15 protein-coding genes and 1 pseudogene are annotated in these 15,918 nt (G+C 62.7%); 10 read left to right on the forward strand and 6 right to left on the reverse strand.

Annotated features, from left to right (window positions below; genetic code table 11):
• The first annotated feature begins 27 nt into the window (after window positions 1–27).
• Both SD455_RS07790 and SD455_RS07795 read left to right on the forward strand, forming a co-directional pair.
• Window positions 28–1,194 (forward strand): acyl-CoA dehydrogenase family protein, encoded by a 1,167-nt coding sequence (locus SD455_RS07790; RefSeq protein WP_445507740.1) that lies wholly within the window; start codon window positions 28–30, stop codon window positions 1,192–1,194.
• 50 nt (window positions 1,195–1,244) lie between these two features.
• Entirely contained in the window at window positions 1,245–1,643 is a 399-nt protein-coding gene (locus tag SD455_RS07795; RefSeq protein WP_445507741.1) for an FAD-binding protein, read from the forward strand.
• A gap of 21 nt (window positions 1,644–1,664) precedes the next feature.
• Here SD455_RS07795 and SD455_RS07800 read toward each other — a convergent pair.
• Window positions 1,665–1,892 (reverse strand): annotated as a pseudogene (locus tag SD455_RS07800) (IS1380 family transposase); the annotation flags it as partial.
• Between the two features lie 427 nt (window positions 1,893–2,319).
• On the opposite strand from SD455_RS07800, the gene SD455_RS07805 reads away from it, so the two are divergent.
• Window positions 2,320–2,580 carry a PfkB family carbohydrate kinase gene (locus tag SD455_RS07805; protein ID WP_445507759.1) on the forward strand — a complete coding sequence of 87 codons (261 nt, stop codon included), beginning with the start codon at window positions 2,320–2,322 and terminating at the stop codon, window positions 2,578–2,580.
• A gap of 162 nt (window positions 2,581–2,742) precedes the next feature.
• The gene (locus tag SD455_RS07810; RefSeq protein ID WP_445507742.1) at window positions 2,743–3,210 is read left to right on the forward strand and encodes a PfkB family carbohydrate kinase; all 468 of its coding nucleotides are present in this window, start codon (window positions 2,743–2,745) and stop codon (window positions 3,208–3,210) included.
• Window positions 3,211–3,241: 31 nt separating this feature from the next.
• Here SD455_RS07810 and SD455_RS07815 read toward each other — a convergent pair whose 3' ends face one another.
• Genes SD455_RS07815 through SD455_RS07830 form a run of 4 tightly spaced genes read right to left on the reverse strand, consistent with a single transcriptional unit; the run spans window position 3,242 to window position 7,781 of the window.
• Window positions 3,242–4,639, reverse strand: a complete 1,398-nt coding sequence (locus SD455_RS07815; RefSeq protein WP_445507743.1) for a glycosyl hydrolase family 32 — start codon at window positions 4,637–4,639, stop codon at window positions 3,242–3,244.
• Between the two features lie 47 nt (window positions 4,640–4,686).
• Window positions 4,687–5,541 (reverse strand): carbohydrate ABC transporter permease, encoded by an 855-nt coding sequence (locus SD455_RS07820; RefSeq protein ID WP_445507744.1) that lies wholly within the window; start codon window positions 5,539–5,541, stop codon window positions 4,687–4,689.
• A gap of 9 nt (window positions 5,542–5,550) precedes the next feature.
• The gene (locus SD455_RS07825) at window positions 5,551–6,513 is read right to left on the reverse strand and encodes a carbohydrate ABC transporter permease (protein WP_445507745.1); all 963 of its coding nucleotides are present in this window, start codon (window positions 6,511–6,513) and stop codon (window positions 5,551–5,553) included.
• The gene (locus SD455_RS07830) at window positions 6,510–7,781 is read right to left on the reverse strand and encodes an ABC transporter substrate-binding protein (RefSeq protein ID WP_445507746.1); all 1,272 of its coding nucleotides are present in this window, start codon (window positions 7,779–7,781) and stop codon (window positions 6,510–6,512) included. Before SD455_RS07830 ends, SD455_RS07825 begins: the two co-directional genes overlap by 4 nt.
• A gap of 226 nt (window positions 7,782–8,007) precedes the next feature.
• Between SD455_RS07830 and SD455_RS07835 the strand changes: the two genes are divergently transcribed.
• Window positions 8,008–8,997 (forward strand): LacI family DNA-binding transcriptional regulator, encoded by a 990-nt coding sequence (locus tag SD455_RS07835; protein WP_445507747.1) that lies wholly within the window; start codon window positions 8,008–8,010, stop codon window positions 8,995–8,997.
• A gap of 121 nt (window positions 8,998–9,118) precedes the next feature.
• Here SD455_RS07835 and SD455_RS07840 read toward each other — a convergent pair whose 3' ends face one another.
• The gene (locus SD455_RS07840; protein WP_445507748.1) at window positions 9,119–10,123 is read right to left on the reverse strand and encodes a LacI family DNA-binding transcriptional regulator; all 1,005 of its coding nucleotides are present in this window, start codon (window positions 10,121–10,123) and stop codon (window positions 9,119–9,121) included.
• 18 nt (window positions 10,124–10,141) lie between these two features.
• On the opposite strand from SD455_RS07840, the gene SD455_RS07845 reads away from it, so the two are divergent.
• The 5 genes from SD455_RS07845 to SD455_RS07865 all read left to right on the forward strand — a co-directional run bounded on the left by SD455_RS07845 (window position 10,142) and on the right by SD455_RS07865 (window position 15,506).
• A complete protein-coding gene (locus tag SD455_RS07845) occupies window positions 10,142–11,572 on the forward strand; it encodes an ABC transporter substrate-binding protein (protein WP_445507760.1) in 1,431 nt (476 codons plus the stop codon).
• Complete coding sequence (locus tag SD455_RS07850) at window positions 11,572–12,534, forward strand: carbohydrate ABC transporter permease (RefSeq protein WP_445507749.1); 963 nt, start codon at window positions 11,572–11,574, stop codon at window positions 12,532–12,534. Before SD455_RS07845 ends, SD455_RS07850 begins: the two co-directional genes overlap by 1 nt.
• Window positions 12,531–13,415: a carbohydrate ABC transporter permease gene (locus tag SD455_RS07855; protein ID WP_445507750.1), complete on the forward strand. Its 885-nt coding sequence runs from the start codon at window positions 12,531–12,533 to the stop codon at window positions 13,413–13,415. The genes SD455_RS07850 and SD455_RS07855 overlap by 4 nt, the downstream gene beginning before the upstream one ends.
• 77 nt (window positions 13,416–13,492) lie before the next feature.
• Entirely contained in the window at window positions 13,493–14,557 is a 1,065-nt protein-coding gene (locus tag SD455_RS07860; RefSeq protein WP_445507751.1) for a glycoside hydrolase family 172 protein, read from the forward strand.
• Window positions 14,558–14,570: 13 nt separating this feature from the next.
• On the forward strand, window positions 14,571–15,506 hold the full coding sequence (locus SD455_RS07865) for a carbohydrate kinase family protein (protein WP_445507752.1): 936 nt from the start codon (window positions 14,571–14,573) through the stop codon (window positions 15,504–15,506).
• The last annotated feature ends 412 nt before the right edge of the window (window positions 15,507–15,918 follow it).

Raw genomic sequence — 15,918 nt, forward strand, 5'->3', positions numbered from 1 at the left:
ATGACCTCCTGATCTGAAAGGACCCCCATGTTCCCCGGCTTCTACGAGGAGATCCACGAGGAGTTCCGCGAGGTGGTGCGTGAGTTCGTCACCCGCGAGGTGGCCCCGCACTACCGGCGCTGGGACGCTGAGCACATGATGGACCGAGCCGTCTGGGAGGCCGCCGCGGAGAACGGGCTGCTCGGCCTCGCCGTGGGGGAGGACCACGGCGGCATGGGACTAGATGACTACCGCTTCCGCATGGTCATCGATGAGGAGCTCGCCCGGGTCGACGCCCTCGGCCTGGCCCTGGCGCTGCACCTCCACGACGACTGGGTGCTGCCGGCCCTGCTGCGCTTCGGCTCGCCGGAGCAGCAGGAGAGGTGGCTCCCGCAGTTCATGGACTCCAGCTTCATCGCCTCCGTGGCGTTCACCGAGCCCGGCGCCGGGTCCGACCTGCGCGGTGTGCGCACCAAGGCCGTCCGCGACGGCGAGGACTGGGTGCTCGACGGCCAGAAGACCTTCATCGGCAACGGCATCTCCGGCGACGGCGCCCTCGTGCTGGCCCGCACCGACGGCTCGGACGTCAAGCAGCGCGGAGGGGCGGGCTCCTTCAGCCTGTTCCTGGTGGAGAAGGCGGACAACCCCGGCTACCAGGTGGGCACCCAGCTGGACAAGATGGGGCTCAAGGCCTCCGACACGGCCGAGCTGTTCTTCTCCGGAGTGCGGGTCCCCGCGGCGAACCTCATCGGTGCCGAGGGGCAGGGTCTGGAGATCGCCAAGGCGATCCTGCCGCAGGGGCGGCTGGCCGTGGCGACGTCGGCCGCCGTCGTCGCCGCCGAGGTGCTGGGTCAGACCCTGACCTACGTGCAGGAGCGCCAGACCTTCGACCGGCCTGTGGCCGACTATCAGAACACCCGGTTCCGGCTGGCCGAGCTGCAGGTCTCCCTGGAGGCCACTCAGCGCTACGTGGCCGCCGCGGTGGAGCAGTTCAACGCCGGCGAGCTCGACGTCGTCGCCGCCTCCAAGGCCAAGATGTGGGCCACCGAGCGGGCCAAGGAGGCCATCGACGTCTGCCTGCAGTTGCACGGCGGCTACGGCTACATCCTGGAGTACCCGGTGGCGCAGGCCTACCTGGCGGTGCGGCTGATGACCATCTTCGGCGGCAGCTCCGAGATCCTGCGGGAGACTGTGGCCGGGGACCTGCTGGGCTGAGCGCCCAGCGTGAGCTCATCACCCTGGGCTGCTCCATGGGCGACGGCGCCATGAGCGCTCCCGATGTCGCGCTGGTGGACACCAAGTCGGTTCCTGCCGGCGTCCGCCGCGTCGAGGGTGACTTCGGCATGCTGGAGGGGCTCACCGACAGGCTCAGCCCCGCGATCGGGGGCTCCCGAGCCGCCACAGACGTAGGCTGGATCGACCACTCCGCCCAGATCGGCCAGACCGGTGTGACGGTCTCCCTGCAGCTGTACATCTCTCGAGACATCTCCGGGGCTATCCAGCACAAGGCTGGCATGCAGACCGCCGACGTCATCGTGGCCGTCAACAAGGATGAGGGGCCCGGTATTCGAGATCGGCGACTTCGGCGTCATCGGGGACCTTCACGACGTGATCCTGAAGATGGTCGAGCAGCCGCGCTGCCGCAGAGGCTGAGCGCTCCCTAGCCTCGATACACCGATGCGTCTGAGTGTGACGGGGGTCGCGCGATCGAACAACCGATCCATCCCGCCATGACGCAGAACGTTCATGTCCTCGATTGAGTCCGTCCTGGCCAGCATCGGCGTCACCAGCGCCACCACGTTCGCCCCGGCGTGCGTGCCCTTGTCTGTCGGGATGCTCAGACGTGACTGCGCGAACCGCTGGACCCCTGCGGACCGGGACGGGCGCAGCATCGGGACCAGCCCCGCCGCCGAAGTAGTGCCCCATAGAGTGGTGTAACCGTCCCGAGGGTCGTGACCGTCTTCGTCGTAGACGTGGGCGCGGCCATCGGGTGGCCCCTTCGAGGAATCTCCTATAACCTAACTCGAAAGGACATCACCACGATGACCGCTACTCATATTCCCGATCAGAGAGCCATCTCTGCCTCACCGCTGCCGTTGAACACCCCCGCACACCGGTGAATCGAGGCTAAGACCGTGTCCACGACTTGCGGGCAGGGTCAGTCCGGAGCCGAGCGGTATGCTCGACCCCGGTCCGTATGGGCTGTTCCGTCCGGTAGCCTGTTGCGGAGGTCCGCACCTGAGCCCGATCTCCCGACATCGCTCCGCGTAGGAGAATCGAATGAGCACGCTTGAAACTCCCGGCTCCTCGCCGGTCACGTGACCAGCCGAGATTCTCATCATCGGGGAGGCGCTGATTGACATCGTGCACCGCATCGACGGGACGGTCGACGAGAGCCCCGGCGGCAGCCCGGCGAACGTGGCGTTGACGCTCGGCCGGCTCGGCGACGCGCCGCAACTCGTGAGCGCTCTCGGCGCCGACGCGCACGGGGCCCGGATCCGGACCTGGTTCACCGGATCCCACGTGCGCGTGCAGGCGCAAGAGGTCTGTCGTACTGCGACCGCGACTGCTCTCCTCGCCACCGGCGGCTCTGCGACCTAAGATTTCGATATCCTCTGGAGCCTCCCGGAGGATCTGCTCCCCACACGCCCGGGCATCGTGCATACCGGGTCAATCGCCGCTTTCCTATCCCCGGGAGCAGACGTAGTTCGACGCAACCTCGAATCAGTGCACGGTCGTGCGCTGCTTACGTACGACCCCGACGTGCGGCCAGCAGTGCTGCCCGACGTAGACGAAGCCCGGTGCACCGTTGAGGAGCTCGTCTGCATCGCCGATGTCGTGAAAACGAGCGACGAGGACCTGCGCTGGCTCTACCCCGACCGTAACCCGCTCGAGGTCGCTGCGGCGTGGCGCGCAACCGGCCCCGCGATCGTCATCGTCACGCTGGGCGGGGAGGGACGCACTGCGGTCACGGCGGCCGGAGTCAGCCGTGTCTCCGGTAAGACCGTGCAGGTGATCGATACCGTCGGTGCCGGCGACACCTTCATGGGCGCGCTCATCCACGGCCTGGCGGCCGAGGGCTGCGTCGACAGCAAGGGGCGGGCGAACCTCGACTTGATGGAAGGCGACGTCCTGGAGCAGATCCTCGAGTTCGTCTCGACGGCGGCCGCCGTCACTGTATCCCGTCCCGGCGCAGACCCGCCCCGCCTCGTCGAGCTCACCGGGGTCTGATTCCCGGAGCGTCCCTTCTGTCCACCAAGTGTCAGGAGACCGTGGAGATCACGACCTCGCCGACCGCGACCCTCCCGTCGACGACATCGATCGCGACCTGCGTGCCTGCTGGCGCATTGAAGCGAACGTTGAGAGCGACATCGTCGACGTACAGCGTCGCAATATCGCCATCGATGACAAGCGCTACGGTGTGCTCTTCACCGTCTCCGATAAACAGCGGCCGGTCGAGGTCGCGGTTGTCGAACTGCCCCCACGGCCAGTTCGGGCGCTTGTCGAACTCAAAGCGGCCTTCGGCAATGCGCAACAGGAACTGGTAGCCCACCTGCGTCGCGGGGTCCTCCCCGAACCGGATGCTGACCGCGTGAGTGTCCGGCTCGACTTTCAGCGTGGTCGTGAGGAGCGCCGGCTGCGGCAGTTCGGATGCGACGACACGCTCAGCCAGCCCATCGCGCCGCTCCAGCGCGAAGCCCGGTACCGATGTGACTGTACGCCCTTCGAGGTGGGCACGAACCTGATCCGGGATCTTTGTGCCGAGCATGCCATCCGGGCGCTGCACGATCTCGTGGACAACCAGGGTGCCTCCCCATTGCCAGGCCTTGGTGTCGTCGTCGTCCCATCGAGTCGGGACCCAGCCGACGAGATAGCGGTGCTGGCCGTCCGAGACAGACCGTGCCGCGTAGTAGGCGCGCCCATCGAAAGCGTCATCGACCCCTGCCTCCCAAGGTCCGTCTAGAGACCTCGCCCGGCGGTAGATCGTCTTGGAACTCTCCGAATACTCGGTAACCAGGTGGTACCACCAGTCGCCCTCGCGGAACAGGTCGGGCATCTCGTGCATTGTGTAGAGGTCCGGTGCCCAGAAGTCGCCCTGGAAGTCCCAGTGTTCCAGATCCGTGGAAGTGAAGGCGACGGTACGTCCGGTCGGCAGGGTCTTAGCGCCAGCCTTGCGGGTGCCAAGGACCATGAGGTACTGGTCGTGCTCCGCGTCATGGATTACCCATGGGTCGCGCCAGTCGTCGGGATCGTACCCCTCCTGCGGCACGACGACGGTCGTGTCGGTCTTCCTCCAGTGGATGAGATCGTCACTTTCGGCGATCATCAGCACCTGGGACGGTTTGCCCTCAGCCTCGAAGTGGTCGCGGTTGTAGCCGGTGTACATCGCGACGAACTTCTCGCCTGATCGGAGCACCGAGCCGGCGTAGATGAACTGATCTTGGTCATGGTCACCGCCGGGGATGATCGCGTCGCCGAGGTCCTCGTAGTTGACGAAATCGGTTGTGCGGGCGAGTGCCCAGCCGAACGGCTCACAATCGGGCAGTGGGCCTGGGTTGCGGAGATCGCGCTGGTGGAAGAGGTAGAAGGCGCCGTCGTGAAAGATCGGCATGCAGTCGCCGAACCACGTGTTCGGATGCTGGTAGTAGACATCGGGCATTGGTTCTCCTTTGGGTTGAGATAAGGTAAGCGGGCGGACGCTGATCGTCAGAGCTTCGCTCCACCCAGGGTGGAGGCGAATACCCGCTGGAACAGCAGGAACACCATGACGGTTGGCAGCGAGACGAACAGCGCACCGGCAAGGACGATCGGAGGGCCTACCGTTCCGTAGTTTGACTGGAGTCCTGCGAGGGCCGCCATCACTGGGCGGATCTCCTCGGAGTAGCTGAGCGTGATCCCGAATAGCAATTCGTTCCACACCCAGACAAACTGGAAGATGAACGCGGCTGCCAGTGCCGACTTCGACAGCGGAAGGTAGAAGCGGGTGAACACAGTCCACCAGTTGGCGCCATCCAGCTGAGCGGCTTCGTTGACCTCCGGCGGTATCGACAGCATGTGATTGCGCATGATGAAGAAGGAGAACGGCACGCAGGTGGCGGTGTAGATGAGGAACAGCCCCCACCGGGTGTCGTACAGGCCTGTCTCCGCGTACCCGGTGAACAGCGGCCCCAGGAAGGCCTGCGCCGGAAACAGGGCCCCGGAATAGATCACCCAGAACCAGAAGGTGCGCCATCCTCCGGGAATCGCGGACACCGCGAACCCGGCAAGGGCGGCGACGAGGACGGCGAGCGCGCCCGCGACGACGGCGTACAGCAGCGAGTTGAGCAGTGCCGGGCCGAGGTCGACGGTTAGCCAAGCCGCCTGAATGTTCTCGAACAGGGCGAAGCTGCGCGGGAACCAGGCAACTTCGCCGGTGTAGTTGACGTTGGAGGTGAACGCGTTGACGATGATCAGGTACGTGGGGACGAACCAGAGGACCGCCAGGAAGATGACGAAGGCGGAGCGCAGCACGGTTGACTGACGCCGTCCGGTGGTTGTTGGTGAACGCAGTGCATTAGTCATGATGGTTCCTCAGTCCTGCTTCAGTTGCTTGCGCAGGTAGGCGACGGAAACTGCGACGACGACGATTGTCAGCACGACCGCGATGGCAGCCCCGGATCCCGGTCGTTGCAGCACGAAGCTCTGCCAGTACATGGATACGGCCAGCGTTTCGGTCGCACGGCCGGGACCTCCACTGGTGAGCACCCAGATCAGGTCGAAGGACTTCAGCCCGTTCGCCAGGCTGATGCCCATCACCACCGCAGAAGTAGCGCGCAATTGTGGAAAAACGATATGTTGAAAGCGTTTGAAGCCGGAGACGCCGTCCAGTGATGAGGCCTCGATCGTCTCCTCCGGGATTCCCTGCAGGCCCACTAGGTAGAGGATGACGGCGACACCCGTTGCCTGCCACGAGTTGGCGAGGATCAGCACGAGTGTGTTGCCCGGCCATTCCAACAACCACGGATGCGCCAGGCCCGAGAGCCCGATGCCACGCAGGAATGAGTTCACAGCTCCGGAGTCCTGCAGCATGAAGCTCCACACCACGGCGACCGCCGTTCCGGAGAGCGCATATGGAAGTACGATCGCGAGCCGGGCCCACTTGCCCCAGTTCAGCGAGTTCGTGACCGTAGCGATAGCCAGCCCAAGGCCGACGGGGATGCTCACCGTGCCGATGAGCCACAGGAAGGTATTTACCAGGGATCGCACGATTACTGGGTCCGATATGAGGCGTCCGTAAGAGGCGAACCAGTTGAACTGGGGGTCCACCACGGCGTCGTCGAAGAGGCTCCGCCAGACCGTGGCAGAGAACGGAAGCAGGCCCAGCCCGAAGATCAGCACGACCGCGGGAAGCAGGAACAGCAATCGTGGTCGCCCACGCGTGATGCAACCGCGCCGACGTATCCGCGCCAGGCTTACCGTGGCCACGGAATCCGTCGCGACAGGCCTGTATGCGGAGTCGTTCTTCGTGACGATGGTCGTCGTCTTGTTGCTCATCGCGTCGCCTCCACCCAGTACGACCATTCGGACACGGCCTTCTGCTGCAGCGATTCCAGTACGCGCTGTGGATGGCTGGGGTCCGCCATGAACCCGCCGAGATCCTGGGTGACGCCGACGACCAGTGCTGTCGGCGAACCCTCCCAATAGCGATTCACCACGGTGATATTCTCATCGCGGATCTGCGACTGTAGGCGCTGGCTGATCGGATCGGTCCATGGGACCTTCGGGTTGGCGGATGACCCGGAGAGGAAATCGGACCACGGCTGTTGGACGTCGGGATCTAGCCACGACGCCATGACCTCTACGACCTCATCGACGTTCTGCGAGCGGGCTGGCACGACGAGGCCTGCGACCTCGGTCACGACCGCTTTCTCCTTGCCGGAGTATGGAGGCAGGATGAATGCATCGTAGTCGTCGCCGGACTTCATGCCGATGTTCTGGAGGCTCTGCGTGCTCCAGCTGACCGCCGAGGGCCACATGCCCACTGTCTCTGATTGGAGCATGCCGGCGAAGTTGCCGCTGTCGGTGTCCGGTGACGTGTGATATCCCCAGCGGATCATCTCCTGCCAGAGTTGCATCATTCCTCGAGCTTCGTCATCGAGGAAAGTCGCCTCATTCGCGCACACGCGCGTGAACCAGTCCGCGTCGTATGCCGTGGCGAGCATGCTGAACCAATTGGCCACGGGCCAGATGTTCACCTGGGTGGTTCCGATCGGCGTGACGCCCGCATCCTGCAGCGTATCGCAGAGGTTGATGAACTCGTCCCAGGTCTTCGGGGCCGAGATGCCGAGCCTGTCGAACAGAGCGACGTTGTAGAACATCACGTAGAAGCCCTGGATAAGTGGAAGTCCATAGACGCCCTCCTCGTAGGTGAACGCGGAACGCAGCGAGTCATCCAACCAGCCCAACTGCACGGACGCGTCCCAGGCGCTGGTGACATCGGCGATCCCGCCAGTACGCGCGAGGTCCTTCGTCCGGTACCCGCTCCCCCACTTGATGAGGTCGGGGGGATTGCGGGTCTGGAGCAGCGAGCGGATTACCTGCTCGTAAGCGGATGCGTCCGGGATGGTCTGCGGATCGATTGACCACCCCGTCTTCTTGGAGAGTTCTTGGCCCGCGGCGGTGTATCCGGGACCCCAGGCTGCTGCGTCGTTGAAGAACTGCAGTGCGTGTGATTCGCTCGGCAAGGATTCGGGTGGACCGGAGCAGGCGCTGAGTGTGAGGCCGGCGAGGCCGGCGGCGGTCAGGAACGTACGACGCTCCATGGACTATGTCCTCTCTCTATGACGACGATGTCAGAAATTGGCTCTGCGCGACCGACGTTGGAGATGCTCTTGTCCACTCAAGGTACGACGCTCCAGCACCCGAAGGTACCGGAATTTCAATGTTCTGCGTCTCGAGTGCCCTTCCTGGAAGACCTCCCTGCCCATGCCTCCGCGTCTGATATCGTTGTCATAACTGCCGACCGTGCTTATCCCCGAAAGGTGCCTCATGGAACGAGCGACGATCCGCGACGTGGCCCGCGTTGCGGGTGTGAGCGTCAAGACGGTGTCGCGGGTGCTCAATCACGAGCGTTATGTCACGGACGAGACTCGCTCCCGAGTGACGGAGGCTATCGCCGAACTCAACTACCGACCGAACCCCGCCGCACAAGGGCTGCGGCGCTCTACGACCGGAGCGATTGCCTTCGTCTGTGAAGACATCTCTGAGCCGTTCGAGGCACAGATCGCCGGGAGCATCGAGCGTGCGGCTGCCGATCAGTACGTCGTCATCGTCGCGTCGACGTTCGGAGACCCGCTGCGAGAGCGGACGACGATCGAGTCCCTCGCTTCTGGCTACGCCGACGGCATCATCCTCAGCCCGACGATGGGATCCAAGGCCTATCTGCATAGTCTGCCGCGCGGTATTGCGGTTGTCTGCTTGGACCGACCGGCGCGGGACTTCGAGTCGGACCTCGCCCTGAGTGACAACGTTGGAGCGATGGCCTGGGCCGTGCGCCATCTTCTGATGCGAGGGCACACGCGCATCGCCTACCTCGGCGACGATGTAGGCGTGTTCACGCAACAAGAGCGCCTAGCCGGCTATAGGAAAGCGCTCGAGGAAGCAGATATCCCCTTCGACAAAGACTTGATCTACCAGCACAGCCCGGACGACTCTCGGATCCGAAATCACCTGGCCTGGCTCAGGCAGCTGCGACAGCCGCCGACCGCCCACGTCTCGGCGAACTCCCTCACTACACTAAGCATGATCCACGCCGGCTTCTTCACAGGATCAGCAACGTTCATCGCGTTCGACGACTTCCCCCTCGCTGACGTACTGCACGGCGGGGTCAACGCCATAGCACAGGATGCCGGCGCCCTCGGGGACGAAGCGACTCGTATGCTCCTTCGGCGCATGCGCAACGACACCAGTCCGGTACGGACGACCCGACTGGGCGCCCAGCTCATCCTGCGCCACGATGAGGGACACGGCGATACATGACGACGACGGGGTTCCTCTGCCGGCCCGATCTGCCGACCGTACAACGACTTGACAGGAGTCAGAGGGTCATCTCTGCCTCACCTCAGCCGTTGAACACCCCCGCGCCTCGGTGACGCGAGGCTTAGGGCGCGAACGGCCCGAGAATCTCTCCTGACCCGCGTTCGATGAGCCGTGTGGGGATCAATCGGCTCTCCGTAGGCTGGTCAGGATCCGCCAGCTGGGCCAGGAGGAGCTGGGCGGCTTGACCGCCGACGCGGCGTGGATCTTGGGCTACCACGGAAATGCCAGGCTCGATGAGGTCTGCTGTGGCGACATCGTCGAACCCGACGAGAGCGACGTCGAAGTGTGCTCTGTGCTCGTGAAGCCCGCGGGTCGCGCCGATGGTGGTTCCGTCTCGGCCGGTGACAATTGCAGTAGGTGGGTCCGAGCTTCCTAAGAGTGAGTGAACCGCCTTCCGAGCGTCGTGGGAGGTTGCGATGTCTGTCAGTACGATGTCCTCGTGGGGCTGGATGCCGTTGTGCAGGAGGCCTTCGATGAAGCCCTGGTGTCGTGCCTGCATGGTTGCGGACCTGAGATCAGTGAGGTACGCGATGCGTTGGTGGCCATGAGCAATCAGGTGCTCGACTGCCTCTCGTGTTCCCTTCCTGCCGTCGGTGGCGACTGAAGGCAGGCTCACGCCAACAGCAGGGCGGTCCACCAGAACTGTGGGAATGGGCGGCGTGGTCGCCAGGTAAGTCTGTTCCCCCGGTGGGGGCGCGATGATCAGGCCGTCGATGTCTCGTGCGCGGAGCTCATGGACGAGGCGCAGTACCTGTTGCCGGTCTTCATCTGTGCTGCAGGCCAAGACGAAGGATCCTTCGGCTCGGACGGTGTCTTCGATCTCTCGGTGAAGCTGAGCCAGGTATGGGTTGGCGACGTTCTCGATGACGAGCCCGATGGTCCAGGTCGGCTGGGAGCGTTGACGCAGTGTAGCGGCGGCGTAGTTTCGGGTGTAGTTCAGGCTCTCGACGGCCTTGAGTACTCGAGCTTTCAGGTCCGGCCTGACGTTGCCTTTGCCGTTGACCACACGAGAAGCCGTCATGGGGCTGACGCCCGCGAGCTGTGCGACTTCTTTGATCGTGGCCATAGATCCTGCCGATTGGTGATGTTGACGAACATCATAAGGCAACGAATCCGAGGGTGGACAAGCTGGGGCAGTAGAGGTAACGTTACCTTCACTGTGACAAAGATAACGTTACCTCGCCTAGTGGCAAGGGGTTCCGTCACAGAATCAGACGACTTGGAGGGCATTATGAGGGGCATCACGCGCGGCGTCGCCGCTGCGACACTTACCGTCGGACTGACTGCCGCAGCCGCAGGATGCGGGGGTGGTGAGCAGCGCGAGACATTTACCATCCTTCAGTACGAAACGACGTCAACAGCTCAATATCAGGCATGGCAGTATGCCGTTGAGCTGTTCGAAGAGAAGCATCCGGACGTTGAGGTGGAGTTCTCCAGCTCGAGCTTCGATGCCATCCGATCCAACGCTCGGATCCTGCTCACCGGCGACGATGTGCCGGATGTGATGCTGTTCAACACTGGAAACGCAGATGGCGGACAGTTGGCGGCTCAGGGTCTGATCGATCCACTCACCCAGATCGTCGAAGAGCGTGGGCTGGACGATCTGGTCACGGGGTCCGTGCGATCGCTTGCCGTGTACGACGAGAACGGCCATGCGGGATCCGGTGATTGGTACGGGGTGCCGAATGTCGCCTCTTACTTCACCTTCTTCTATAACGCAGACATGCTGGCGGAGAAGGGCTTCGACTCGCCGCCTAAGTCCATGGACGAGCTCGAGGCGATATTCGACGCTTTCCTGGAAGACGACATCACTCCAGTCTCAAGCAACGCCGGTCAGCACGCGGTGCTCCAGACCTGGTGGCAGCTGATCTCCGGCGTAGCCGAGCGTGAAGAGATCGAAGACTTCATGTTCCTCAGGGGTGATCCCGACCTCACGGGAGGAGCCTTCCGGGAAGGCACAGAGAAGCTCGAAGAGTGGCTCGAAGCCGGCTATCTGGGTTCGCAGCTCTCTGGCGTCGATGGCGACCAGATGGAACGGGCCTTCATCGCCGGCGAGTTCCCGTTCATGGCTAATGGGACGTGGGCCTTCACTCGAATCAACGAGGAAGCTGACTTCGACTGGGGAACGTTCACCTTCCCTGAGTCCAACATGAACGCGGGCGCGTCCGGTCACCTGTGGGGGGTTCCCGCAAATGCAGAGGCCAAAGAGCTTGCGTACGACTGGATCGAGATCACTCTCTCCCCGGAAGTTCAGAACAGGATTGCTGAGCTGGGGGGTCTGCCCGTCGCTGGCGACACAGACAGCATCGAAGACGAGCGCATGCGTGAGATGAATCAGCAGTTCGATGAGATCCAAGAAGGCGGAGGGCTCTCCTACTACCCGGACTACCCGGTGCCGGGCCTCCTCGACTTCCAGATGAGCGGTCTGCAGGGGATGACCAGCGGCACCACAGACAGTGACGCATATCTGGAGAGTCTCCAGGAGTTTTACGACGCGGGCAGCGGGAGCTTGTGATGACGGATGTGCTCGAGGAACGTGCAGCGGAGAAGAACGCATCCATCCAGGAGAGACCACTCCGTCGGGGGAGCGGACCGAGGCAGATCTCCTACTGGGTCTATCTGCTGCCGCTTCTGGTGGGCTTCGGCCTTATCGTCTTTGTGCCGTTCGCGATGAACTTCTATAACAGTTTCTTCGACTGGCAGGGTGGCGCAGCCGCTCGGACCTGGGTCGGTATGGATAACTACCGGGAACTGATGGATGACAGTCTCTTCTGGCGTTCCTTCGTCAATGCCTTCTATCTGATCATCGCGATCGCTGTGATTCCCACATGTATCGGGTTGGCGCTGGCCTCCTTGCTTTTCGACTACCTGGGGCGACACTTCGGCTCCCAAGCGTCATCAGTACTCCGCGCGTGTTACTACGTGCCGCAGATTCTGCCGGTGGCAGTCGCGGGAGTTGTGTGGAGCTGGATCCTCGAGACACGGGATGGATCGCTGAACTCCATCCTGAGATCAATGGGTATGGAAGCAGTTCCTGACTGGCTGGGTGACCCGGACATCGCTCTCCGCTCGATCATGCTCATGCTGATCTGGCTGCAGATCGGTTATCCCGTGGTCATCTTCATGTCGGCGCTGCAACGGGTGGATCCGGAGCTGTACGAGGCGGCTGAACTTGACGGTGCGGGATGGGGCCGGCGGTTCCTCTCGATCACGGTCCCCCAGATCCATTCCGATATCTACGTGGTTGTGTTGACGGCCACGATCGCAGCGATGAAGGTATTCGCGCCGATCTTGATCCTGACTCGCGGCGGCCCTGAGAGTTCGACCTATGTGCCTTCCCTCTTCTCCTTTCGGAATTTCTTCGAACTGTCTCGTGTGGGGTACGGCGCCGCATCAGCCACAGCGCTGGCTGTGGTGATCGGCCTCATCGCTGGTGGGCTGATCTACTGGCAGTCGCGATCGATGGAGGACAAATGAGCGCCGCCGTACACCCTCTGACATCTGTCCATCCTCGGGGCAGCAGGACGTTTCTGGCGAGACTGGCAGTTCAGCGGTGGCTCGCGCTGTTGCTTGCGGCAGCTATCGCCGTGGTGATGCTGATGCCGATCTATCTCTTGATGGTGAATTCATTCAAGACGGGCGCGGACTATTCGGCGAACGGACCGCTGAGCCTGCCAGAGGAATGGACTCTCTCCGCATTTCAGCGTTACCTTGAGACCGTTGACTACCCACAGCTTCTGTGGAACTCGGTGGTGATCAGCGGCGTGACCTCGTTCTGTGCGGTGGCGCTGGCGATGCTAGCTGCCTACGCGATCGGCATCGGCAGGGTCAAGGCTCGGATGTGGGTAGTCTTTCTGCTGCTCACCGCAACGATCCTTCCCCAAGAGACGCTGATCTACCCGTTGTTCACGGCGGCTCAGGCAGTTGGGCTGCAGAACTCCATTTGGTCGGTCACCATCATTTTCACCGTGTTGCATGCCGCCTTCGGTACCTACATCCTCAGTTCCGTACTGGGCACTTTCCCCAAGGAGCTCATTGAAGCCGCGCGGATGGACGGCGCGAATCGCTGGACCATCCTGGTTCGCGTCGTCGCTCCGGTGATGCGTCCCACGATGGCGGTGCTCTTGGTTTTCTTCTTCGTCTGGACTTGGAACGAATTCTTCATCCCGATGATCATGCTCATCACGCCATCGTCTCAGACGATTCCCATCGCGTTGGCGGCTCTCCAGGGCCAGAACACGCTGGACGTCACGCAGTTGGCTGCGGCGTCACTGATGTCGTTGCTTCCCACACTTCTCTTCTTCTTGTTCTTCCAGCGCACGCTGACACGAGGCGTCACCGCTGGGGCTGTCAAGTGACCCTTTCATGCCGCTATCACGGTCCATCTATCGGAGGTCTACCGTTGTCCATCACGCAATTGCCAGAATTCGCGCTCATGACTGAGGCGAAGAGTCGGTCGATCACGGCAGAGAATCCTCAAGGGGCTCCTAAGGGCGGGGCGCATCAGGCTTCCCGGCTCGGCCCGGGCAGGAAGGGGCGGCCATGCATTGCGCTGGCCGAAGGTGAAACAGCTGTGCTGGCAGATATAGACGGTCCTGGGGTGATCCGGCACATGTGGTTCACACTTCCTCGCCAGACAGAGGCTGGTCCTTTCGTGCTGCGGGATCTCGTTCTTCGCATCACCTGGGATGACGCGCCCGTGGCGGCAGTGGAGGTTCCGTTTGGGGATTTCTTCGCGACCGGCTTTGCGGAACCTTCGACTATGAACTCGGCGGCCGTGGTCGTGGCTCCGACAGGTGGCTTCAACTGGTACCTGCCGATGCCGTTCAGCAGGTCGGCTCGAATCGAAGTCGTGAACCAGCACGAGGGTCCTGTGCCTGGTTTCTTCTATCAGATCGATTATTCGCTCGAGGCTCTCCCTGCGGACCACGGATACTTCCACGCGCAGTGGCGGCGATCGAACGCCACGACAGTCCCAGGCGAGGATCACGTCATCCTCGACGGGGTGAAGGGGTCAGGTTCTTACGTGGGAACCTTCATCGGAGTGACTGCCCTGTCCCGCTTTTGGTGGGGAGAGGGCGAGGTGAAGTTCTATTTGGACGGCGACGAGACTCACCCGACGATCTGTGGAACGGGACTGGAGGACTATGTGGGAGGCGCGTGGGGGTTCCAGTCTTATCTGGGGGTCGACCCTGTGCCGCGGAGCCAGATGTTCACGTCTGCCTATCTTGGGTACCACCAGAGGATCGTCGAAGATGCCACAAAGTCGTCGCCGTACGATATAACGATGCCTCCGAGTCACGGGATGTATCGGTGGCACCTTCCCGACCCGGTTCGGTTCCATGATGAACTGCGCGTCACCCTTCAGCAGATCGGGGATCGCGGCCACCGCCTGTTCGAGAGGGTCGATGACGTCTGCAGCACCGCTTACTGGTATCAGAACGAGCCCTCCGGAGTTGCGGTGAGTCTTCCCCCGGCCCTTGAGAGGGCACCCCGATGAAGGCGGTTGACCGATGACAGATGATGCGGTGGGGTGCAGCATGAGTGAGGTTCTGGTGGTGGGCGAGTCCCTCATCGACGTGGTCAGATATCCCGATGGTTCGACGCATGCGGCTCCCGGTGGTAGTCCGGCGAACGTAGCTGTGGCGCTCGGGAGATTGGGGAGGGAGGTCAGCTTCGTGACGCAGTGGGGTGCCGATGAGTATGGTGCTCTTTTGTGCAGCTGGCTCGCAGAGTCGAACGTCGATATCGTGAATGTCGGGCCTTCTCACGCGCCGACGTCCCTCGCCACTGCCGTCCTCGATGAGGAGGGTTCTGCATCGTACGAGTTCAGTTTCGAGTGGGATATCGAAGAGATTCCGAGCTGGGGAGGATTCCTCCATGTAGGTTCCCTCGCTGCCCTGCAGAATCCCGGGGCTCAGCAGGTGCGCAGACTGGTGGAACAGGCGTCTGGGCGGATTCCAGTCAGCTATGACCCGAACATCCGTCCGAGGCTCGTCGGTGACCGCTCCGATGCGGTCCAGTCTGTTGAGGCGTTCGTCAGACTCTCCGATGTCGTCAAGACCAGCGAGGAGGACCTAGAGTTCCTCTACTCGGGTTCGGATCCGATGGTTGCTGCCGAGAAGTGGTCCGCGATGGGACCAGGGATCGTGGTAGTGACTCGGGCAGAGCAGGGGGCGGTTATTGTCACCGAAGGAGAGCGGCAGGCCGTCGAGGGTATTGCAGTCCCTGTCGTCGACACTGTCGGAGCGGGAGATACCTTCATGGCTGCGTTCATCGACGGCCTGCTCAGGTCGGTCGGTGGTCGTGACATGAGGACCACGCTGCGTGCAATGTCCGGTGAGCAACTTGAGCGGCTTGCGAGGCGTGCAGTTGGTGCGGCCACTGTGACAGTCAGCCGATGTGGCATGGACCCCCCTTTCTCTGCCGAGCTTGAGGCGTTCGTCTGAGTCCTGGACAAGTCAGTCCGTGCCTCCCCCGGTCCGCGGTAGGGTTTCAGTGCAACGCCACACCGGGGTTTCCATAACCCTGCGGCGAGCGACTGTCAGCACCGGCTCCGCGCACTGCATCCGGATGCCTGATCTCGAAGAGGCAAGGGCCCTGGCCAAGGGCAGACCCCAGGTCAGACGAAGTAATTGCGGGGGTGCTCCACTTGCTCGCTGCTGGTGATCGATGAGTGTCTGCTGGATCAGCCTGACGAGGCGGTGCGTTCGAAGCTGCTGGAACTGTTCGAGCGTCGCTAAGATTCCGATTCGACGGTGTTCTGCGCCCAGTGCACGAAAAAGGGGCTCTTCGCGTTTGAGGGTGTAGAAGCTGGGACGCGCGCCGGAGTCGGCGTGGCGGTGGATGGATAGAAGTCGA

The organism is Nesterenkonia sp. K-15-9-6, assembly GCF_052656005.1.